This is a genomic window from Limoniibacter endophyticus, from assembly GCF_014652835.1.
In the GTDB taxonomy this organism is placed as follows: domain Bacteria; phylum Pseudomonadota; class Alphaproteobacteria; order Rhizobiales; family Rhizobiaceae; genus Limoniibacter; species Limoniibacter endophyticus.
The window spans coordinates 1-20,417 of record NZ_BMZO01000002.1; the positions used below are offsets into that span (position 1 = coordinate 1).

At 54.9% G+C, this 20,417-nt stretch carries 19 protein-coding genes and 2 pseudogenes; 14 read left to right on the forward strand and 7 right to left on the reverse strand.

What is annotated here, in order from left to right:
- Nucleotides 1–525 precede the first annotated feature (525 nt).
- A complete protein-coding gene (locus IE151_RS17675) occupies nucleotides 526–936 on the forward strand; it encodes an abortive infection family protein (protein WP_487343531.1) in 411 nt (136 codons plus the stop codon).
- Nucleotides 937–968: 32 nt separating this feature from the next.
- On the opposite strand, the gene IE151_RS02545 is transcribed toward IE151_RS17675, so the two are convergent.
- Nucleotides 969–1,184, reverse strand: a complete 216-nt coding sequence (locus IE151_RS02545) for a hypothetical protein (RefSeq protein ID WP_189487635.1) — start codon at nucleotides 1,182–1,184, stop codon at nucleotides 969–971.
- A gap of 15 nt (nucleotides 1,185–1,199) precedes the next feature.
- Here IE151_RS02545 and IE151_RS02550 point away from each other — a divergent pair.
- Together IE151_RS02550 and IE151_RS02555 are read left to right on the forward strand one after the other, a co-directional pair.
- Nucleotides 1,200–1,314, forward strand: a pseudogene (locus IE151_RS02550) (transposase); the annotation flags it as partial.
- A gap of 297 nt (nucleotides 1,315–1,611) precedes the next feature.
- Nucleotides 1,612–2,521: pseudogene (locus IE151_RS02555) on the forward strand (HNH endonuclease).
- Between the two features lie 1,033 nt (nucleotides 2,522–3,554).
- On the opposite strand, the gene IE151_RS02560 reads toward IE151_RS02555, so the two are convergent.
- Nucleotides 3,555–4,598 carry an extracellular solute-binding protein gene (locus tag IE151_RS02560; protein WP_189487637.1) on the reverse strand — a complete coding sequence of 348 codons (1,044 nt, stop codon included), beginning with the start codon at nucleotides 4,596–4,598 and terminating at the stop codon, nucleotides 3,555–3,557.
- Nucleotides 4,599–4,702: 104 nt separating this feature from the next.
- On the opposite strand from IE151_RS02560, the gene IE151_RS02565 reads away from it, so the two are divergent.
- The 9 genes from IE151_RS02565 to IE151_RS02605 all read left to right on the forward strand — a co-directional run bounded on the left by IE151_RS02565 (nucleotide 4,703) and on the right by IE151_RS02605 (nucleotide 12,987).
- Nucleotides 4,703–5,620 (forward strand): LysR substrate-binding domain-containing protein, encoded by a 918-nt coding sequence (locus IE151_RS02565; RefSeq protein ID WP_189487639.1) that lies wholly within the window; start codon nucleotides 4,703–4,705, stop codon nucleotides 5,618–5,620.
- A 159-nt stretch (nucleotides 5,621–5,779) separates the two neighbouring features.
- Nucleotides 5,780–7,135: an acyclic terpene utilization AtuA family protein gene (locus IE151_RS02570; RefSeq protein WP_189487641.1), complete on the forward strand. Its 1,356-nt coding sequence runs from the start codon at nucleotides 5,780–5,782 to the stop codon at nucleotides 7,133–7,135.
- Nucleotides 7,132–7,452 carry a DUF4387 domain-containing protein gene (locus tag IE151_RS02575; RefSeq protein WP_189487643.1) on the forward strand — a complete coding sequence of 107 codons (321 nt, stop codon included), beginning with the start codon at nucleotides 7,132–7,134 and terminating at the stop codon, nucleotides 7,450–7,452. Before IE151_RS02570 ends, IE151_RS02575 begins: the two co-directional genes overlap by 4 nt.
- A gap of 14 nt (nucleotides 7,453–7,466) precedes the next feature.
- A complete protein-coding gene (locus IE151_RS02580) occupies nucleotides 7,467–8,531 on the forward strand; it encodes an ABC transporter ATP-binding protein (protein ID WP_189487646.1) in 1,065 nt (354 codons plus the stop codon).
- On the forward strand, nucleotides 8,528–9,382 hold the full coding sequence (locus IE151_RS02585; RefSeq protein ID WP_189487648.1) for an ABC transporter permease: 855 nt from the start codon (nucleotides 8,528–8,530) through the stop codon (nucleotides 9,380–9,382). Before IE151_RS02580 ends, IE151_RS02585 begins: the two co-directional genes overlap by 4 nt.
- Nucleotides 9,379–10,185, forward strand: a complete 807-nt coding sequence (locus tag IE151_RS02590; RefSeq protein ID WP_189487650.1) for an ABC transporter permease — start codon at nucleotides 9,379–9,381, stop codon at nucleotides 10,183–10,185. Before IE151_RS02585 ends, IE151_RS02590 begins: the two co-directional genes overlap by 4 nt.
- A 9-nt stretch (nucleotides 10,186–10,194) precedes the next feature.
- On the forward strand, nucleotides 10,195–11,412 hold the full coding sequence (locus tag IE151_RS02595) for a CaiB/BaiF CoA transferase family protein (RefSeq protein ID WP_189487652.1): 1,218 nt from the start codon (nucleotides 10,195–10,197) through the stop codon (nucleotides 11,410–11,412).
- A 7-nt stretch (nucleotides 11,413–11,419) separates the two neighbouring features.
- Nucleotides 11,420–12,574 carry a thiolase family protein gene (locus IE151_RS02600; protein ID WP_189487654.1) on the forward strand — a complete coding sequence of 385 codons (1,155 nt, stop codon included), beginning with the start codon at nucleotides 11,420–11,422 and terminating at the stop codon, nucleotides 12,572–12,574.
- A complete protein-coding gene (locus tag IE151_RS02605) occupies nucleotides 12,571–12,987 on the forward strand; it encodes a Zn-ribbon domain-containing OB-fold protein (RefSeq protein WP_189487657.1) in 417 nt (138 codons plus the stop codon). Before IE151_RS02600 ends, IE151_RS02605 begins: the two co-directional genes overlap by 4 nt.
- A 230-nt stretch (nucleotides 12,988–13,217) precedes the next feature.
- Here the strand turns inward: IE151_RS02605 and IE151_RS02610 are convergent, their stop codons facing one another.
- Both IE151_RS02610 and IE151_RS02615 read right to left on the reverse strand, forming a co-directional pair.
- Nucleotides 13,218–14,186: a TIGR03885 family FMN-dependent LLM class oxidoreductase gene (locus IE151_RS02610; RefSeq protein WP_189487659.1), complete on the reverse strand. Its 969-nt coding sequence runs from the start codon at nucleotides 14,184–14,186 to the stop codon at nucleotides 13,218–13,220.
- Nucleotides 14,187–14,189: 3 nt separating this feature from the next.
- Complete coding sequence (locus tag IE151_RS02615) at nucleotides 14,190–14,564, reverse strand: sensory rhodopsin transducer (RefSeq protein ID WP_189487661.1); 375 nt, start codon at nucleotides 14,562–14,564, stop codon at nucleotides 14,190–14,192.
- Nucleotides 14,565–14,678: 114 nt separating this feature from the next.
- Here IE151_RS02615 and IE151_RS02620 point away from each other — a divergent pair, with 114 nt between their 5' ends.
- Both IE151_RS02620 and fucP read left to right on the forward strand, forming a co-directional pair.
- Nucleotides 14,679–16,277: an alpha-amylase family protein gene (locus tag IE151_RS02620; RefSeq protein ID WP_244636582.1), complete on the forward strand. Its 1,599-nt coding sequence runs from the start codon at nucleotides 14,679–14,681 to the stop codon at nucleotides 16,275–16,277.
- A gap of 127 nt (nucleotides 16,278–16,404) precedes the next feature.
- Complete coding sequence (gene fucP, locus IE151_RS02625) at nucleotides 16,405–17,691, forward strand: L-fucose:H+ symporter permease (protein ID WP_189487666.1); 1,287 nt, start codon at nucleotides 16,405–16,407, stop codon at nucleotides 17,689–17,691.
- A gap of 96 nt (nucleotides 17,692–17,787) precedes the next feature.
- Here fucP and aztB read toward each other — a convergent pair whose 3' ends face one another.
- The 3 genes from aztB to IE151_RS02640 all read right to left on the reverse strand — a co-directional run bounded on the left by aztB (nucleotide 17,788) and on the right by IE151_RS02640 (nucleotide 20,299).
- Nucleotides 17,788–18,663, reverse strand: a complete 876-nt coding sequence (gene aztB / locus IE151_RS02630; RefSeq protein WP_189487668.1) for a zinc ABC transporter permease AztB — start codon at nucleotides 18,661–18,663, stop codon at nucleotides 17,788–17,790.
- Complete coding sequence (aztA, locus tag IE151_RS02635; RefSeq protein ID WP_189487670.1) at nucleotides 18,664–19,476, reverse strand: zinc ABC transporter ATP-binding protein AztA; 813 nt, start codon at nucleotides 19,474–19,476, stop codon at nucleotides 18,664–18,666.
- A 70-nt stretch (nucleotides 19,477–19,546) separates the two neighbouring features.
- On the reverse strand, nucleotides 19,547–20,299 hold the full coding sequence (locus IE151_RS02640; protein ID WP_189487671.1) for an SDR family oxidoreductase: 753 nt from the start codon (nucleotides 20,297–20,299) through the stop codon (nucleotides 19,547–19,549).
- Between the last annotated feature and the right edge of the window lie 118 nt (nucleotides 20,300–20,417).

Here is a 20,417-nt window from a genome sequence, read left to right on the forward strand (position 1 = left end):
CGGACGCAACAGCGCCGGGGCTTTTGTCGTGGGGAAGCCGTGCGCTCCTAGTGCGCCACCGCGACGGGAAATGCGACGCTTGGGAATAAGTCTCGGCCGAATAGCGCCCTACCCCACTGGCCGAAGGCCGGAGCGGCTTGCTACATGGATTATGGAGAGCGTGGCGAGGAAGCGACAATGGACCTAGACGACATACCAAGTTCGATACTGGACCAGGTAACCATGATGGAGGGCATCCTTATTGCCTCCGCAACGGGCGGTTCCGCCGACAATTGCATTTATGAACCTGCGTCGAGAATTCATGAGCACTACGGCAATCCGTGACCTGCTTCCGGCGTTTGTGCGTACGTACCGAAACTTGGATGCGTTCTGGACCTTTATCAAGAATGAGGCAGGCACCTATGCCGAACGCCGTCTGATCATCAGCGCCGCGTTCACGCCGGTCATCGACTACCTCGAAGGCAAAAATCTGCTCCCAGCGATCAGATTACATCGGACGCGTTGCAAACCTTTGACGCTGACGGTGTGCACGCAGTTTGGGGAAAAGCCATTGCTCGTAGAAACACTGATCCCGAAGGTGCAATCACAGTGGCCCGAACGTTGCTTGAGACTGTTTCCAAGCGCATTCTCGTTGAGACAGGCAAATCATATTCGGAAAAGGATGATCTGCCGAAGCTCTACAGCAACGCCGCGAAGGCGCTCAACCTTGCTCCCGATCAGCACACCGAGGAACCGATCAAGGCGATCTTAGGCGGTGCTATGAACCTCGTAAACGGGATTGGCACATTGCGAAATCGCTTATCCGATGCGCACGGTCGCGGAGGAAAACTGCCAGTGCGTCCGTCTCCTCGTCATGCCAGCCTCGCGGTTAACACGGCAGGGGCAATCGCTACCTTTCTGGTGGAGACACACTTAGATCGGCAGGAAAGGAAGTGAGGATGGGCGGCAGTTTGCCCGCCGCCGCATCGTCACTCGACGCCTACGTCGGCGTGGACACCGGAAATACCGGACATATCCAGCTTTGGCCGGATCGTCGGAGCCATCACGGTTGAGGCCATACCCTGAATATCAGCCATCAGCTTCGCCATGGTGGCGCGGGCTTTGTCGGCCTCCGCCTGCATGGTCTGGTTGAAGCTGACCTTGCCCCGTTGAAATAATCCATTTTGAAGTAAGCTCTGGCCCATTGAGAGGACCAGGCAATGAAGCGCAACCGTTTCTCGGACGAACAAAATCATCGGCATTCTGAAGGAGCACGAGGCAGGCACGCCGGTCTCGGAGCTTTGCCGCAAGCACGGCGTCAGCCAGTCGCATCTGCCTGATCCAGTATCAGGCGAGACGGCTCGTAGTTCCTGAAACCGTCGGTAGTGCGATCAGGCGATCTGCCTTACTAGTAGCGCCACGCGTACATCGCAGAACTCCGAAATCTTGCGCTGGAAATCGAGAGAGGAAGCAGCTTGATTTTCAGGATAGATTCGCATTCTTCGCCGACACCAGCGCCGGGGCGTGGCCTGCTAAGGCCACGTGGTAAACGAATTCTAAATTGTCGAACGATTTCATTTCGAAAGATGAAACGGATATTCCGCGGAGGCGTCGCTGTGCTAAGTGTCAAGCATGGGATTCGGAGTCTTTATTCATCGCTCAGATTCGATTTACGACGATAGCCCAGCGGAACAATCAGTTCCCGCGGCAATATCTCGGTCGCGTCCAAGCCTGTGTCGGGGATTGGATCGTCTATTATGAGCCACGCAAGGTCGTGGCAACGCGCGGCTATTTTGCTGTGGCTAAAATCGCCCAGGTTATCCCAGACCCGAAGGCATCCGGGATGTATCTGGCGCTGATCGAGCCAAACACTTATCTCGATTTCATCAATGCCGTTCCTTTCAGCGGGCCGGATGGTGTTATTGAGCGCGGTGTTTTGAATGAGGAGGGCCGGCTCTCCGGTAGAGCACAGGCGGCGGTGCGACCAATTTCCGTGGCAGATTTCAATCGCATTGTGTCGATTGGACTGGACGAGCGTGAACTCGAACTGCCTCGACTAGATGAAACGGTCGCGACGTTCTCAGGGGATGGGTTTGAAGAGGCAGCACAAGCCCCATTTATGTTTGAACAAGAGCGTGATCGCGTCATGCGACTTTCGTCGCGGATCGTTCGTAATAGGCTATTTCGCCGGCTCGTTCTGCAGGCCTATGATAAACGGTGTGCAATCACCGGCCTGAAGCTCATCAACGGCGGCGGGCGTGCTGAAGTTGATGCCGCGCATATCAGGCCTGTGGAGGCAAACGGGCCCGATATCCTTGCCAACGGCATCGCTCTCTCAGGCACTGCGCACTGGATGTTTGATCGGGGGCTTATCAGTTTGTCCGACGAGCTTGAAATCCTGATTTCGCGACAAGCGAACGACGCCGAAAGTATTCAAGGTCTGCTCAACAAGACCGGCAAAGCCATCGTGCCATCTCGACCATTCGAAAGGCCCCATCCACATTTTCTTCAATGGCACCGTGAAAATTGTTTCAAGCATTAAATTGGGCAGGAAAGACAAAAATTGGAGTTGGGTAAGTTCGTTCAGTTCAAAAATGGAGCGTACGATAACCGTGGTATTGTGGATGGTCGCTTCGTTGTTCGTTATCGAAACCGAGTAACTGGCAAAGAGAGTTACAAGGTGTGGACCGAAGAGGAACGTGCGAAATTCGATCGTAGCCAATATCGATGGCGATTGCAGGACCGGAGCAGTCAAATATACGAGCGAAATTATACGAGCGAAATCTCGCGGGAGAAACATTCAAAAGCTCGAGCCGAGAATTCGGGTTAAGCAGCGCGACGATTAGCCAGCTTTGCTAGGAGCAAGCCCGAAAAGAGAAGTTCGGCTCCAAGCGTTGAATATCGCTTTACACGCGGGACGGTTAAATAGGGCTACGCTACCGCATGAATAACCCTTTATTGTGCACCGGGGGCGGGGCGAGATGATCAAACCGAAACCCGCCTGATCAACCAGATGCGGGCCTTCTGCCTTGAGAGCCGGATCGCACTCCGCCGGGGCGAAGCTCTGTCCAAACTCGACCTGCTGCGACAGGTTCGTAAAGACTCGATCCAAATGACCTTTCGTCGGCGATGTAAGTCGCTCGCAGATACGGTTGCCGATCCACACCAATTGGAGCAACCTATGGGTGACATCTCCCGTGAGACCGATGCTATTGCTGGCCGAGCGAATAGGGTTCGGCGGCTCATGACGATCATCGGAGCATTGGGTGCGACCGCACTCGCGCCGCGATAGGCAACGGTCAGCAATTTCAAACAGCTCGCGATCCGGCTACGTCCCGTGCCGCGGGAATATCGATCGGCGGCCCGCAAAAAACTTTCCGGCATCACGGCTTATTCTTGAGTCGGGCAGCAACCTCTCGGCAAGAGGCGGGAATTATGCTGAGACGGACTGGCTCCCGAGTTGGGAAGATACGGGTCAAGTCCCGAAGAAACCCTCCTTGAAATAGAATGATCGACCAGGGGCTACGATTGCTGAGGGCGGAATTTTACATCCGCCATCAATAAAGTTTCGACGCTTATCTACGCGCAACGTTACGATTGAACGCCTCAATGACGGCGGCACGATTCTCGTTTATGTTGTTCCAGTCGGGCAGTGCAAGATCTTTGATTGTTCCTGTCGCTCCCCATGGCATCCGGGCTTTTGCGTTCTCGTTTAACTCAACGCCCTGCGTGGCTGGTCCAACAAAGATCCGCTCAGACATGCACTGAGCGGCATCTTCGCTGACTGCGAAATCGACAAATTGTTCTGCTGCTTCCTGATGAGGCGTGTTGGCGACAAGATGAATGCGAATATCTCCCCCGATTGCACCCCCTTCAGGAATGGCAAAATCAACCGAAAGCCCCTGGTCACGCATCGCGTAGACTGAGTTTGCGTAATGCGCTCCAATGATCGCTTCACCGCTCTGGAATAAGTTCGTTCCAGAGCCAGCAGTGTCAAAATATGCAGCCACCTGAAGGGTTCTCAACTCTTCGAGAACTGGATCAAGATCTGTAAGGTCGGCGTTTTTCTGCTTTGCCAGCTGTGCAAGAAAAGGCACCCCCATTGCGTTGGCGGGGCTGGGGAAGGTTACGGCGCCGGCGTAGTCGTCATTCCATAGGTCGGACCATTTTGTAGGGGCATTTTCCACTTCGTCGGTATTGTAGGCCAGGCCGACAGAGTAAAAGCCCGTGCTGAGGGCGAAAATCTTTCCTTCGCCATCCTTGTAGATCCCTTCATCAATCATCGCTTCAATGCCGGTGATCTTGGCAGGGTCGAGCGCAGCTACAACCTTTTGTGCCGCAGCTTGTTCTGAAACGCCGCCATCGAGCCATGCAACGTCGATCGCGGGCGCATTTTGTTGCTGGAGCAGCTTGCTGAGGGTGACACCCGATACGCCGGGTTCAGGGGTAACGCGGATCCCTGTTTTTTCTGTGAATGGCCCGATGATACAGGTTTGCATTGCGGCTCCCCACTCGCCGCCATATGTGGCGACGGTGATGGCTTCCTGTGCACTCGCTGGCATTGCCGCTGCGCATGACATCGCTCCAATTGAAGCAAACGCGATAGTACGAATTCCCATTATTTTACTCCCTTCGTTCTTTATTTTTATTAATCTGGAAATAGGTTACTTACAGGAGCGGGAACATCAAATAGCAATCTAGATAGCTGAGATAAAAAAAAGTTATGAACGTCAGGCAGCTCGAAGCATTTAGGACCATCATGGAGTTTGGCAGCTTCACCAGGGCTGCCGAGAAGTTAAATCTCACGCAGCCAGCAGTGAGCAAGCTGATCATGATATTGGAGGACAAGTGCGGCTTCCAATTGTTTCATCGACAAAAGAATGGTGTCGTGCCCACGGCAGAGGGTGAAATGCTCTTTGCCGAAGTCGAGCGTGTCTTCATGGGCATCGAGAGCATTTCTGCCCGCGCCAAAGCAATTCGAAGCTTCGACTATGGCGAAATCGACCTCGTAACATTTCCGTCGTTGGGAACCCGGGTTTTGCCGCCGATTTTGGCGAGCTTTCTAACGGGGAAGCATATGAAAGTGAACCTGTCGAGCAGAAACTCATGGCTTCTGGTCGACCGAGTAGCTTCGCAGGGTGTCGACGTCGGGTTTGGCATGGCCAAAATAGACCGGCCTGGAGTTCAGTTCTCCCTTATGTGTTCGATGAGCGCTGTTTGCATATTGCCAGTGGGTCATCGGCTGGCGGGCAAGAAATCTGTTTCCATACGTGACCTGGAAAATGAAAAACTCATTACTCTCGCGGACGAAGATGGGGCGCAGGTCGATATTGATCGCGCTTTTACAGAGAACGGAATTGCCCGGGAGGTCGTGCTTAAAGCGCAGCTTTCAGAAGCGATCTGTTCATTTGTGGCTTCGGGGCTGGGATGCGCCATCGTTGACCCTATTAGCACCGTCGGATTCCGGAAAGACGAACTTGTCGTTAAGCCACTGGCTGAGAATATCCGCCAGGATATCTGGATCGTCACGCCAAGCTTTAGAGAAGTATCCCTAAGCGCAAAGGCGTTGATTGGCCACGTACAGAAAGAGCTCCATTCGACGATCGCCACACTGGAGCAGTCTTTAAAAGCGGATCAGTGAGATCCAGAACGAGCAGACATATCAAAAAGTTATGTCTGAGATTTGAATCGGAATTTGACTTCGTAAGCTGATCGCGTTCTCTTTGCAGGAACAGTTGTCCGCAAACCTTAAGAAAAATGGTAATCTCAAGGTTTGATTTGCTTAAGAGGTTTCATCTCGATGAATAGTGAAGTGTCAATCACAGTATTGACTCCAACTGGTACTTTAGGCTACGGATTTGGCGCAGAGGCGCTCTCGCGCGGAATGTCACTGAATCCTGCGGTTATTGCCGTCGATGCAGGCTCGACCGATCCTGGACCTTCGTATCTTGGCTCGAACAAGCCACTGGTTTCGGACTACAGCATCCGCAAGGAGCTGAAGCAGCTGATATCTGAGGCGAAGAAAGCGGGAATCCCGCTTATTGTCGGGAGTGCCGGCGGCGCGGGAACCGGGCCTCAGGTCGATAGGACGGTCGCCCTGGTTCGGAGTATCGTGTCAGAGCTCGGCATCGAGCTTAAACTTGCCTGGATCTATGCGGACATTCCAATCGAACGAGCAAAGCAGGCCCTGAAACGCGGCGAGGTTCATGATTTCGAAGCGGGAACGCCGCTAACAGAAGCGCTGTTGGACCAAACCTGCAGCCTCGTTGCGCAAATGGGCCATGAGCCAATCTGCGATGCGCTCGAGAAAGGTGCGGAAGTTATTATCGCTGGCCGCGCTTGTGATGATTCTGTAATCGCGTCGTTTCCAATTTGGCGGGGAGCCGATCCAGCTCTTGCGATTCACATGGGTAAGATTCTCGAATGCGGTGCTTTTTCTGCCGAGCCCTTTGCAATGGATGTCATGCTGGGGACGCTGAAGAAAGACCACTTCATTCTCGAGCCTGGCAGCATTAACCGTCGCGCCTCGATTAAGTCCGTAGCCGCGCATTCGCTATATGAGAGAGAGAATCCTTTTCACCAAGGTGGTCCAGGTCACGTGATGGATCTTTCCAACTGTCAGTTCGAACAGGTTGGAGATCGGCAGGTGAAGGTGACCGGTGCTCGTATAGATGAGACTGAAGAGTACTTCGTAAAGCTGGAAGGTGCGCGCCTTGCTGGTTATCGCTCGATAGCAATTGCCGGAATGCGTTGCCCAACGCTGGTAGAAAACGTTGATACTATCCTCGAGGAAATTCGCGCGAGGGCAGTCGAGTATTTTGCTCCCGAGACCCCAATGATCACTTTCCACGTCTATGGACGGGACGGTGTAATGAAAGAACTCGAGACTGGGAAGCTCGAAGCTCGCGAGCTGGGATTGGTCATCGATATTGTCGCTGATAACCAGGAACTTGCTCACGCTGTCTGCCATCAGATCAGTGGCGGCCTCCTCCATTTCCATTATCCAGACGTGATTAATCCGTCCGGGAATCTCGCCTTTCCATACTCCCCGTCGGATATCGATGTCGGTCCGCACTATGAGTTTAGCGCTTATCACCTGATGAAGGTGTCATCGCCCTTAGAAATGTTTCCAGTACACATCGAGGACCTGAAATGAGTACAAGCGCACTCTTCGAAGTTGCCGATATCGTACGCAGTAAGAATGCAGGTCCCTACAGGATAACATTCGATGTCATGTTTACTGATCGTGCGAGATATGAACGCGTCCGCGACAGCGGCGGCTTGACCCCTGAGACGGTTGCCAAAGCCTACGGATTAGCAGCTTCACAAATATCGTCGTTCTTCCACGTCGAGCAGGCAATGGCGATAAAAGTCACCATCGTGCGGCCGCGTGCACAGGGGGCTGCCGGGGATGGTGATATGTATGGTTGCCAGCACCACGTCCCCCTAATGAAAATTCAGATCCCCGCTTAACCCAGGATTGTCCTATGGCCAGTTTCATCAGTGTAAGAAATTTGCGGAAACGTTATGGCGACTTCACAGCGCTGAAGGATGTATCGCTCGACGTTCACGAAGGCGAATTTCTAGCGCTTTTGGGACCCAGTGGCTGTGGGAAGACGACGCTTCTGAGATCTATTGCCGGTTTCATTGACGGGTTGCAGGGTGAAATCCTGCTCGACGGGAAATCGATGCGATATCTGCAGCCCAATCAAAGGCCTGTGAATACTGTCTTTCAAAATTACGCGCTTTTCCCCCATCTGACCGTGGGAGAAAATGTTGCCTATGGACCGAGACGAAATGGCCAGAAGAAAGCAGCTGCGGCTAAACTAGCAGATGAAAGTCTTGCCACTGTTGGCATGAAAGACTTCAAAGACAGGTATCCGTCACAACTTTCTGGCGGCCAGCAGCAGCGGGTGGCACTAGCGCGGGCGATTGCAAACAGGCCCAAGGTTCTGCTGCTTGACGAACCGCTTGGCGCACTTGACCTCAAGCTTCGAAAGCGAATGCAGATTGAGCTCAAGACCCTTCAACAGTCCCTGGGAATGACCTTCATCTTCGTCACTCATGATCAGGAGGAGGCGTTGGTCATGGCGGATCGGATCGCGGTGATGGAAGCTGGTGAGATCGTTCAGATTGGTACGGGCAGGGAGATTTATCATAATCCCGCTAGCCGCTACGTCGCCGATTTCATCGGCGACGCCAATCTTCTGGAGTGCAGGGAGATCGACGGGCATCTCGTTGCCGCTGGTGGCGCAGTCAAGGTAGAACGTTCCGAGGCCGACAGGACAGCGGCAAAAGCGATCTACCTGCTCCGCCCCGAGGCCATTCGTGTCTCACCCTATGAATCTTCAAGTGACAGCGAGAGTTTAAGCGTCGCCGGCCTTATACGAGACGTCGTCTTCGTAGGTAATTCCACGCGGCTGATCGTGAATGTGAACGATACCGAGTTCGTTTGCCAATTTCCTTCCGCTGCAACGGGCACACAATATGCCCCGGGGCAAAATGTGTTTCTCACATGGGCGAAAGATGCTGGTCAGGTGCTGTCACGATGAGGATCAGATCGTTCTGGGCAGCAATTCTCATAGCTCTGCCGCTGGCCTTTATGGCGGCGTTCTTTCTGGTGCCATTTTTGGTTACAGCCGTTACCAGCCTGCAGAATTCGGAGGGCGCGTGGACGCTCGATCATTATCGCAAGATCGTGGCTGATGGATATTACCCCGGCATCCTCTTTACGACGTTCAAGCTCTCGCTGATCTCCACGATCATATCGTTTTTGGTCGGTTATCCCATCGCCTATTACATTGTCTTCTACGTCAAAAGCAGAGGCATGCGCCGCCTTTGTTATCTTTTGGTGATCATGCCCCTTTTCACGAGCAATATCGTTCGTTCATTCGGCTGGCTCATTCTCCTGGGCCGACAGGGATTGGTAAATGATCTGTTGGTGGGGACTGGCGTCCTCGCCCGACCCATGCCGCTCTTGTTCAACGAGTTGGCCGTTGTGATCGGCCTGACCTACATTCTTGTGCCATTTATGGTGCTCACCGTATCAAGCGTTCTTCAGACCATAGACCGCTCGCTTTTCGAGGCCTCGCTCGATCTGGGCAGCACGCGCATATCCACCTTTTTTCACATTACGCTCCCGCTCAGTCTGCCAGGAGTAATCGCTGGTTCACTGATCGTATTCACGCTCGCAGTAAGCGCCTACGTCGTTCCGGCGATCATGAGTGGTGGTCGAGTTGCGGTCTTTGCGATGCCTATCTTCGACAATTACGCAACGCTGTTTAATTACAATTTTGGCGCAGCACTCGCGATAGCTCTCCTGGTCGTGACACTACTTCTTATCGCGCTCTATCTTCTCTTTATTGAGCGACGCTCAGCCGCAGGTACTGGAGGACGGTCATGAGATTTTTGGATCGTGCAGCACGTGCAGCGGTAATCATCATTGCCTGGCTAGGACTCGCGTTTCTGACTATCCCGCTGGCAATTATTGTTGGCGCGTCTTTCACCGAAACGGAGTTTCTCCAATTCCCACCGAGCGGGTTTACGCTCCGTTGGTACGCGCAGTTCCTGGAAGATTTCTCTTATCTGACGTCGATCGGGACAAGTGTCGCGATCGCTTCGGTCGCAACGGTTCTGTCTCTTCTGATCGGTGTCCTGACGGCGCTTGTTATCTCCAGGAGCAGCATCAAGGGTAGGCGAGCCCTCAATGCGATATTCATCGCGCCTTTGATCTTGCCAACGATCGTCATCGGGGCAGCGCTCCTGCAATATGCGAACGCTCTTGGCTTCGCCCGGACCTTCTTCGCACTGGCGGTTGGGCACACAGTGATCGTCGTGCCGTATGTATTGCGGACGGTGCTTGCCTCTCTCGAACGTTTTGACCAGTCGCTAGAGGAAGCCAGCTACGACCTGGGCGGCAATGCGGTTGATACGTTTTTCCTGATCACCTTGCCGATCATTAAGCCAGGCTTGGTGGCTGGTGGACTGTTCGCCTTCATCATTTCCTGGATCAATGTTGAACTCTCGATATTCAACGTCACTGCCGAACTGCAGCCAATTCCGGTGAAGCTGTTCAACTACGTCCAATACGCCGTCGATCCAATGCTCGCGGCAATTTCTGCTGCCACGATCTACGTGGCCATTATCGCAGTCCTGATACTCGATTGGTTCGTCGGCCTGGATCGTGTCGCTGAATCGCAAAAGTAAAAGTGGGGAATGATGTCTCAGAGACACAATGAAACGGAGCAATCCGCTCTCGGCGATCTTAAGGTGCTAGAGCTTGGCTCAATGCTTGCAGGCCCTTTTATCGGATCGATGCTTGGTGATTTTGGTGCGCAGGTCATCAAGGTCGAAAAACCCGGCAAACCGGATGCTCTGCGTGAATGGCCTCCCCATAAGGAAGAGGTCCCCTTGTGGTGGAAGACGATGGCGCGCAATAAACACGCCGTCACGCTCGATATCTCCCGTTCCGAAGGTCGAGAAATCGCGCTTCGTCTTATTGGCGAAAGCGATATTGTAATCGAGAATTTCCGTCCCGGAACACTGGAACGGTGGGGTCTGTCGCCGCTGGAACTTCGTGAATTATTTCCTAGGGTCATATGGGTTCGCGTAAGCGGTTGGGGGCAGAACGGACCTAAAAGCCAGGAAGGCGGATATGCCACGATTGCCGAAGCATTCTCCGGCCTCTCTTCGTTCACGGGACATCCAGATAAGGGACCTATGGTGTCGGCCTTTCCAATGGGCGACTATCTCGCAGGTATTTTTGGCGCATTTGGTGCACTGGCCGCCCTTCATCAGCGTGAAAAGACGGGTTCAGGTCAGATCATCGATGTTGCGCTTTATGAGCCCATTCTCCGCATCATCGAATCTCTCGTAGTCCGGTTCGATCAGACGGGCGTTGGAAAACCGCTTCTCGGCAATCAGATGGAAGAAGATGTTCCTCGCAACGTCTACCCTACGGCGGACGGAGGCGCGATTGCGATCAGTTGTGGCTCACAGAGCATCTATGAAGGGTTGGCGAATGCCATGGGGCGTCCTGATCTGATTGCGGATCCGCGTTTCAAAACTATGGCTCTCCGGGTTGAGAACCGTGACCTAATAGACAAGGAAGTCGCGGATTGGATGGTGGAACAATCGACTGCTGAAGCGCTCGAGCTATTGCGTGCGCACCGTGTCGTGGCCGGCAAGGTCAATCAGATACAGGATGTATTTTCAGATGCTCACGTCGCCGCGCGTGAGGCTATCGCCACGGTTGTCGACGCGCATCTCGGCAAAATACGGATGCCGGCGCCAACGCCAAAACTATCAGACACGCCTGGAAGCATACGATGGGCTGGACAAACTCCCGGAGAAGCGAACGAGGAAATTTTTTGCCAGCAATTGGGGCTGAATGTCGCCGAGTTGGAGCGGCTGCGGGAACTGAGGATAATTTGAGGATACGATGCAAAAGAATAGTCAAATCGGTATTGTTGGCTACGGTGCGACACAATACGAGAAAAAAACCAACCGGACCTTGTTCTCTTTCCTATCTGAGGCAGCACGTCACGCACTTGATAATGCAGGGCTGAAATTCTCTGATGTGGATGGGCTTGCGATTAGCTCGTTCGAGCTTCCGCCGGACAATACTGTCACAGCAGCGGAGCAGATGGGCCTGTCGATTTCCTGGGCCTATCTAGGTACTGCGGGCAGTGCCGGCCCCGTTGCCAGCATCATTAACGCGGTTCATGCTATCGAAAGCGGCCAGGCCACCACGGTTCTCTGTATCGCAGGCGACAATTACGATGTTGGTGGCCATTTCAAACTCATGGACAATTTTAGCCGCGGGTTGAAAAACTACGGTACGCCGCTGGGTTTCGGGGGAGCGAACGGACTTTTCGGCATCATTCAGCGTAAGCATATGGAAACCTACGGCACACGCGTTGAGGACCTTGGTCGAATTTCTGTCGGACAACGTCAGAGCGCGCAAAAGAACGATAGAGCTCTTTTACGTGGGGACATGACGATCGAGGATTACATAAACTCCCGGATGATCGCGGATCCTATTCGTCTTTACGACTGCGTTCTTCCCTGTGCGGGCGCGGAAGCGGTCATCGTTTCCAGTCTGGACCGGAGCAAGCCCGGGAAAGGCGTCAAGATCGTCACAGGATACGAGCAACACAACTATCCGCCGATGGAAATCGCTCCACTTGAAGGAGGCTGGTCACGGTTTGCAAAACGTTTGTATGACGATGCCGGCTACGGTCCGGAAGACATGGACTTTGTGCAGCTCTATGACGATTACCCGATCATGGTCGCGATCCAGCTGGAAGATCTGGGATTCTGCAAAAAAGGAGAAGTGAGCCAGTATCTGGCTGAAAACTCGTTCAATTGGGAAGGGTCTGTGCCTCTGAATACTGGGGGCGGGCAATTGTCTTGCGGCCAAGCTGGCATAGCCGGGGGGCTGCTCAGCGTCACTGAAGCCGTTCGCCAGCTTCGTGGTGAGGGTGAGGGCAGGCAGGTCAAGAATGCTTCGCGAGGTTTGGTCGCGGGCTATGGCATGGTTGGTTATGGGCATGGTCTTTCGGCAAGCACAATTGTACTGGAGAGCGTTCAATGACTGAATTTTTAGACCATCCACGCCCCTATGAGGACGAAGATAATCGTGCTTTCCTGACTGCCTGGCGAGACGAAGGCAAAATTCTTCTCCAGCGGGCCGTTGGCAGTAACAGGCCGTTCTTCTATCCACGCCCTATCTGTCCGTACACCGGCTCTTCTGAATTGGAATCATTCGAGGCCGAGGGAAAAGGGACAGTTGTTTCTTTCTCTCTCGTCAGGCGACCAAATCATCCGGCCTTCAATGACGAGGTTCCGATCGTTCTTGCGGAAATCGAGTTGCTCGAGGGTGCTACTATGCTTGCGCGGATCCTTACACATGACCCTGAATCCCTGATTTCGGGGGCGTCGGTCAGGACCATTAAGCAAGAAAGCGCGTCGAAATATCCCCTGCCTACGTTCGAGCTGATCTCATAAAAACTGAACGCCTCTATTGCTGGGGGGCAGATCTACCTGCTCCCCGCAGACTTCTGAATGGCCTGCATAGGTTCATCCACGTAGGTGCCCTTCGAGAGAACGCGGTTCATCTGCCGGTACTACAGCGGGCAGACAACGAGGCGAAGGATTGATCGCCCCGCTGCCATGACCGGGAACAAGTCGCTACCAGGGGGCACGTGGGCCAACTTGCGCACGGTTGAGCTGGAAAGCTAGATGCCCTTGAACTGTGGCAAAACCTTTTCGGCGAATGCCTTGATGAATTCCTGCTGATTGCGACCGACATTGTGCAGGAGCGCGCAATCGGCGCCCAGTTCGAATATCTGCTGAACCCAGTCCGCATGCTGTGACGGAGAAGGAGAGATAAGAACGCTTTCCTCCAGGTCTTCGATGCGTAGATGCTGCGTGGCGTCGTCGAACATCTGGGGCGAGTACAGTTCCGCCGCGATCGGAGCGGGTAGCGCATTGGTCTTCCATTGCTCGAGCGTATTGTGCTGCGCCTTTTCCAGATCATCGGCATAGGAAAGATGCACCTGGACGTGGATCGGTTTTTCTTCCCCTGCCCCTTCACGGAAAGCGTCGATAATGGCACGCAAACGGCTGGAAGGCATGTTGATAGTCGCCAGGCCATCCGCCCATCCACTTGCGCGATGCGCAGTTCCCAGACTGAGCGCTGCCGCGTAAATCGCCGGAGCCTGAGCCGGCAAAGTATAGAGGCGGGCATTTTCAAGCCGGTGAAAGCCTCGGGTCGTAACCTCTTCCCCGCGAAACAGCGCCCTGATAATCGCGACGCTTTCCTCCAGTCGCGCCACGCGCTCATCCTTCGCTGGCCAGCCAATACCAAAAGGCCGCTCATTCAACGCCTCGCCACTGCCCAGGATAATGGTCAGCCGGTCAGGATACATCGCTGCCAGGGTTGCGACCGCCTGTGCAATCAGAAGCGGATGATAGCGAATACCAATGGGCGTGGTGACAATTGAGAAGGGCAGGCGGCTTGCCTGCATTGCGGCACCAAGCCAAGACCATGCGAAGCCCGATTGGCCCTGTTTTGCGCCCCAGGGAGCAAGATGGTCAGACGACATTATGGCATCAAACCCTGCGGCTTCGGCCAATCGAACCAGATCGAGCAGCTCGGACGGAGCGAATTGCTCGTGAGAAGCGTGATAACCGATCTGCCTCATTGCTCAACCCTCGGAGTAGGCAATGGTTGTCATCAGTGCATTCTCAGCCTGGCGGCTGTCGAGGCGGGTGTGTTGGACCACGATCGGCTGGTCCGAGCGGAGGACGCAGGCATAGGGGGTATCGCGGGGAATGGGTTCGGGATCCTCCAGATCATTGAAGCGTAGATGCAGCGTGCGCCGGGCCGGAATTTCAACCTCGTAAGGCCCGGCAGGTTCGCGATCCGTGAAATAGATCATTAAATTTGCCTTGGCCGGAGTGTCGGCGCAGTTCAACAGGCAAGCAGCTTCATGGCTAGTAAGTTCGGGCGCGGGGCCGTGGCTCGTCGAAGGAATATAGCCTTCGGCAATGGCCCATATATGTTTTCCGAGCGGTTGCATTCCTGTCTCCCACAATGGTCGAAGAGGAACCGAGCTTGCCATTCGTTTGTTCCCAGGCAGGTGCAGCATTGTCGAAAGAGGCCGAACGTGCAGGAATATTGGTGGAAGCATGCCGTGATCTACGGCGTAGACGTGGAACGATTTTTTGATTCCAACAAGGACGGCGTGGGCGACTTTCCGGGTTTAACCGCCAAGCTGCCTTATCTTTCACGTCTGGGGGTGAATTGTATTTGGCTTTTACCTTTCTATGCGTCGTCGGACCAGGACAATGGCTATGATATTACCGATTACTATCGGATTGCGGAGAAATACGGCCAGCTTTCTGAGTTTCTCGAATTTATCCATCGTGCAGGAGAGCTGGGTATCCGTGTGGTCCTCGACCTTGTGGCACATCATACCTCCTCGGATCATCCGTGGTTTCAGGCGTCACGACACGATTCGGAATCCGTCTATCGTGATTACTATGTCTGGAGTGAGCATCCTCCCAGACCGGCGCCAGGAAAGGCGGCAATGTTCCCCGGCGAGGAGAACAGCATCTGGACTTTCGACAATGTTGCCGGCGCTTTTTACTACCACCGTTTCTACAGCTTCCAGCCCACCCTGAACCACCGAAATCCGCAAGTCCTGGAAGAATTGAAGCGGGTGGCGGATTTCTGGCTCAGCTTCGGCATTGCTGGCTTCCGCATTGATGCTGCATCCCATCTGGTCGAGAATCCGCTGGATCCGGCGGGGCAGGGAGATCCGTCGCACGCGGCGTTGCGCGAACTCTATGCGCACATAACGCGGCGCAAGCCGGACGCCATGGTGCTGGGGGAGGTGGATGAAGACGAAAACAAGCTCGCCAGCTTTTTCGACGGCGCTCAGTTGAACATGATGTTCAACTTCTTCCTGAACAATTACCTGATGCTTGCGCTTGCGACAGAAGATGCCCTCTCGTTACGGGAGGCGCTGTCGCGTCTGCCACCTGCGCCAGAGAACGGTCAATGGGCCAATTTCCTGCGCAATCTGGACGAGGCGGACCTCGAGCGGCTCGATGAGGAACAGAGGAACCGCGTTCTCGACCTGTTTGCGCCGCGTGACGAGATGCGGATTTACGGGCGCGGCATACGTCGACGTCTGGCGCCAATGTTAGAAGACGCGGCTCGGTTGCGCATGGCCTATAGTCTTCTCTTTGCCCTGCCGGGCGCGCCTATCGTGTGTTATGGCGATGAAATAGGTATGGGTGAAGATCTGCGGATCGAAGGGCGCAATGCGGTACGCTCGCCAATGCAATGGACGGCTGGGCGCAATGGCGGCTTTTCGGCGGCACCCAAGGCAGCCCTGGTCCAGCCGATGATCGAGGCAGGTCCTTACGGCTTTAACAATATCAATGCGGAGGCGCAGGACGGCGGCGAGGGTTCGCTGCTGGAACATCTGCGTATGCTTTCGGAAGTACGGCAGAAACATTCGCAGATTGGGCAGCGAGATTGGCAGGTCCTGGAGTGCGGGCAAGAAGCTGTGCTGGGGCTTGCTTGGCGCTCAGCGGAGGAGGACGTTCTGACGATCCACAACCTGTCTGGAAAAACCATGCAGGCTCGGGTCGAATTGAACGGCATAGGCAATAGTAAAGGGCTCCTGCCCCTATTGGGAGAAGAGGTGGAGGCTCCGCAGAATGGCGTGCTCCCCGTTACATTGAAGCCTTATGATTTTCGATGGCTGCGCTGGCCGCATTGATGTTCTTGCAATAGTGCATAGCAGGCATGCGCGCAGAATAGTATCTCGGTAGATGCCGAAAGCAATTCTTTCTGATTAAACCGGTTTGAAAATCGCGCCGCGGCACTTTGCGGCATCCACCCAATTTATGCCAAGAGGGTTTTCAGTTGGCAATTCCTCAAGCCAGGCCGCGGCGGCGCGCGGCAGCGGAGCAAATTATCGTTTCGCGCTCGTAGCACTGACGTCGCTGTTTTTCATGTGGGGCTTTATCACCTGCCTCAACGATATCCTCATCCCGCATCTGCGTAATGTCTTCCAACTCAACTACACGCAGTCAATGTTGATCCAGCTGTGCTTCTTCGGTGCGTATTTCCTTGTGTCGCTGCCGGCAGGTGCGCTGGTCAAGCGCATCAGCTATAAATGGGGCATCGTGGTTGGCCTCGCCATCGCCGCACTCGGCTGCCTCCTGTTTATCCCAGCGGCGAGCATACGCGTCTACGCGCTCTTCCTTGGCGCATTGTTCGTTCTGGCGACCGGCATCACCATTCTTCAGGTGGCTGCAAACCCTTATGTGACGGAACTCGGTTCACCGGAGACGGCAGCAAGTCGCCTCACCATGACACAAGCGTTCAATTCACTGGGAACGACGCTGGCGCCGATGTTCGGTTCGATGCTCATCCTCTCGGCGGCAGTATCGGGGATGGAAGGGGCGTCGCCTGACCAACTCGAAGCGCTGCGTGTAACGGAAGCCGACGCCGTCAAGTTTCCCTATCTCATTCTTGCTGCGGCCCTTCTGGTGCTGGCAGCAATTTTCGCAGCGTTGAAGCTGCCGCATGTCGAAGAGGAAGAAAACCACCAGACGACCGGGCAGGAGCGCTCTTCGGCTTTCGCGTATCCGCATCTCATCCTTGGCGCGATCGGCATTTTCGTCTATGTGGGCGCAGAGGTTGCCATTGGCAGTTTTCTCGTCAACTTTCTGGCCGAGCCGACAATTGCCGGTCTTTCAGAAGCGCAGGCAGCGAACTACGTTACCTATTACTGGGGTGGCGCGATGGTTGGTCGCTTCATCGGTGCTGTCGCCATGCGTTATATCGATGATGGCAAGGCGCTCGCATTTAACGCCGTCGTCGCCATTATCCTGCTGCTACTGACGATCTCGCTCTCCGGGCAGGTGGCAATGGGAACGATCCTGGCCATAGGTTTGTTCAACTCGATCATGTTCCCGACGATCTTCAGTCTGGCATTGCGCGGACTTGGCCGCCATACAAGCCAGGGCTCGGGTATCCTCTGCCTTGCTATTGTGGGCGGCGCGCTCCTGCCGGTCCTGCAGGGTCTTCTGGCCGATACCATAGGCATTCAGCATGCGTTCATCCTGCCGGTCGTCTGCTACCTTTACATAGCCTTCTACGGGCTGAAGGGGCATCGCCTTTCCTGACACAGGAGGAAGAGTTGAAAATAGACGAAGGCCCGGTGTTATGCCGGGCCTTTTTGTTTGCTGACGGAATAGGCGCTGAGCGCTTGACGGTTTCGTTCAGGCGGCCCGGTGATGGCGATTTGCGTTGCGGCTGCGGATGAGGCCCCGTGGCGCAACGATGATCGAGGCAAGATAGATCGCGCCAGCCGTCAGCACGATCGCCGGGCCGGATGGTAGCGCGATGTGATATGACAGAAGCAGACCTGCGATGCAGGAGATCATGCCGAAGCCGATGGCCAGCGCACACAACGGCGCTACTCTATTGACCCAGAAGCGGGCGCCAGCAGCAGGCAGCATCATCAGTCCGACCGAAAGTAATGTCCCGAGCGCTTGAAAGCCGCCGACGAGATTGAGCACGACGAGGGCAAGGAAGACGAAATGCACGGGCGTGCCGAGCCGCGAGACAGAGCGCAGGAAGAGCGGGTCCATGCATTCCGCGACGAGGGCGCGCCAGAATATGCCGAGCGCGACGATGGTGACGACGGTGATCAGGGTGATCAGAAACAGCGCGTCATCATTGAGTGCAAGCACTGTACCGAAAAGCACATGCATGAGATCGACGCTCGATCCGCGCAAAGAGATGATCATGACGCCTAATGCCAATGAAATCAGGTAGAAGGCTGCGAGCGAGGCATCCTCACGTTGGCTGGTGAGACGGGAAACGAGCCCGGAGCCGAGAGCCACGACCATGCCGGCGATCAACCCCCCGATGGTCATGGGTATGATTTGCAGGCCATAGAGCAGGAAGCCCGTAGCGGCACCCGGCAGAATGGCATGTGACATGGCATCGCCAGTCAGGCTCATGCGCCGCAGCATCAGAAAGACGCCCACCGGACAAGCGCTGATACAAAGCAGGAGCGAACCGAAGAGTGCACGCTGCATGAAAACATAGTCGGCAAAAGGCGCGACGAGAAAAGCGTGGAGCATGTTCATTCAGGCAGCGTCATGATGATGGTGATGCGCGGACCCATGTCCATGATCGTCGCGCGCATGTGCATGCTTTGACTCGGCTTCGCACCAGGGAGCATCTTCGTCCCATGCTTCGTGCAACGTGGAAGCGCGGAAGAGATTGTCCGGGGTCAGCGCGTCTGCTGTCTTTCCCCAGCTTACGAGGCTACGCGCCAAAAGCAGCGTTTCGGGAAAATGGCGCCGGACGAGTTCCAGATCGTGCACCACGACCATAACAGTACGACCACCGCGGTGCCAGCTCTGGATCAGTTCGATGAGATGCTGCAGCGTGCGCGCATCGACCGCGTTGAAGGGCTCGTCAAGAAGAATGATGGGCGCATCCTGCACGATAACACGAGCAAAGAGTGCGCGTTGCAGCTGACCTCCGGACAGCGTATCGAGATCGCGCTCCTCGAAGCCCTCAAGGCCAACCTCGCGGATGGCTCTGAGAATGGTGTCGTGATCTTCTCCGCTGAAACGGCGCAGAAGTCCTCGCTTGGGCCATAGACCCATCATTACAAGATCAACGACGCGGGCCGGAAACGAGCGATCCAGCTCCGATTGCTGCGGTAGATAGGCAACGTCGCGGCGAGCATGGCGGATGCAGGTACCCGACATTGGCTTCAGTACGCCGACAATGCCTTTGAGCAATGTCGACTTGCCCGAACCATTGCCACCAACGATGGCCGTCAACGAACCCTCGCGAACGACACCCGATAGATGATGAACTGCCGCCCGACTTTGATAGCCGAGCGTCAGATTGTCGAAGCGGATGCAATGTTGTTCTGCGGAAGTCACGCTGGTCTCACCAATGAATTTGTAATGTTGTTACATTACTTGGACGGTAGGCGCAATGGGAGGTGGATTGTCAATGTCCGCTGACCAGCCCGCCATCCACACGGATTGCGGAGCCGGTGAGATAGGAAGCCTGCTGACTGGCGAGGAAGGCAGCGACAGCACCGAATTCTTCCGGTTTACCGAAACGGCCTGCCGGAATTTGCGCGGCCGAGTTCTTTTCGATCGTTTCCAATGTTTCGTTAACGCGTTCGGCCCTGCCTTGATTGAGTTCGCGCAGGCGATCGGTTGCGATGCGACCGGGAAGGATCATGTTGACGGTAATGCCGCTTGCTGCAACCTCCGTCGCAAGGGTTTTCGACCAGCCTGCAATGGCGGCGCGCACGCCGTTCGAAAGCGCAAGCCCCGGAATGGGCTGCACCACGCCGGATGATGCTACGGTGATGATACGCCCCCATCTCCTTTCCAGCATTCGGGGAAGGGCCGCTTCGGTGATGGCAAAAAGCGACAAAGCCATGGTTTCGAAAGCTGACGCCCAAGCTTCCGTGTCTTGCCCCAGGGCCGGGCCAGCTTTAGGGCCGCCGGAGTTGTTGACGAGAATATCGATATCGAGTGTTTTCACCTCTTCGATGAGTGCCGCGACCGAGGCCTTGTCAGACAGATCGACGCTCACTGCCTTGGAAAAGATAGTCTGGATTTCGCCAATATTGCGTGCGGCACCGATGACTTCGACCCCCTCGGCGTGCAGCGCATTCGCGATGGCGCGCCCGAGGCCACGGCTTGCGCCGAGTACGAGTGCTTTCTTACCTTTGATCCCGAAATCCATCTTTATCTCCGTTCATCAGCTCTCTGCTTTTCGCATTGATGGCCTGCAAGCTTGTTTATTGCAACATGGCAGGGGAGAGCGCATCTAATGGGTCAGGGAGGCCAGTATAATTTCGGAG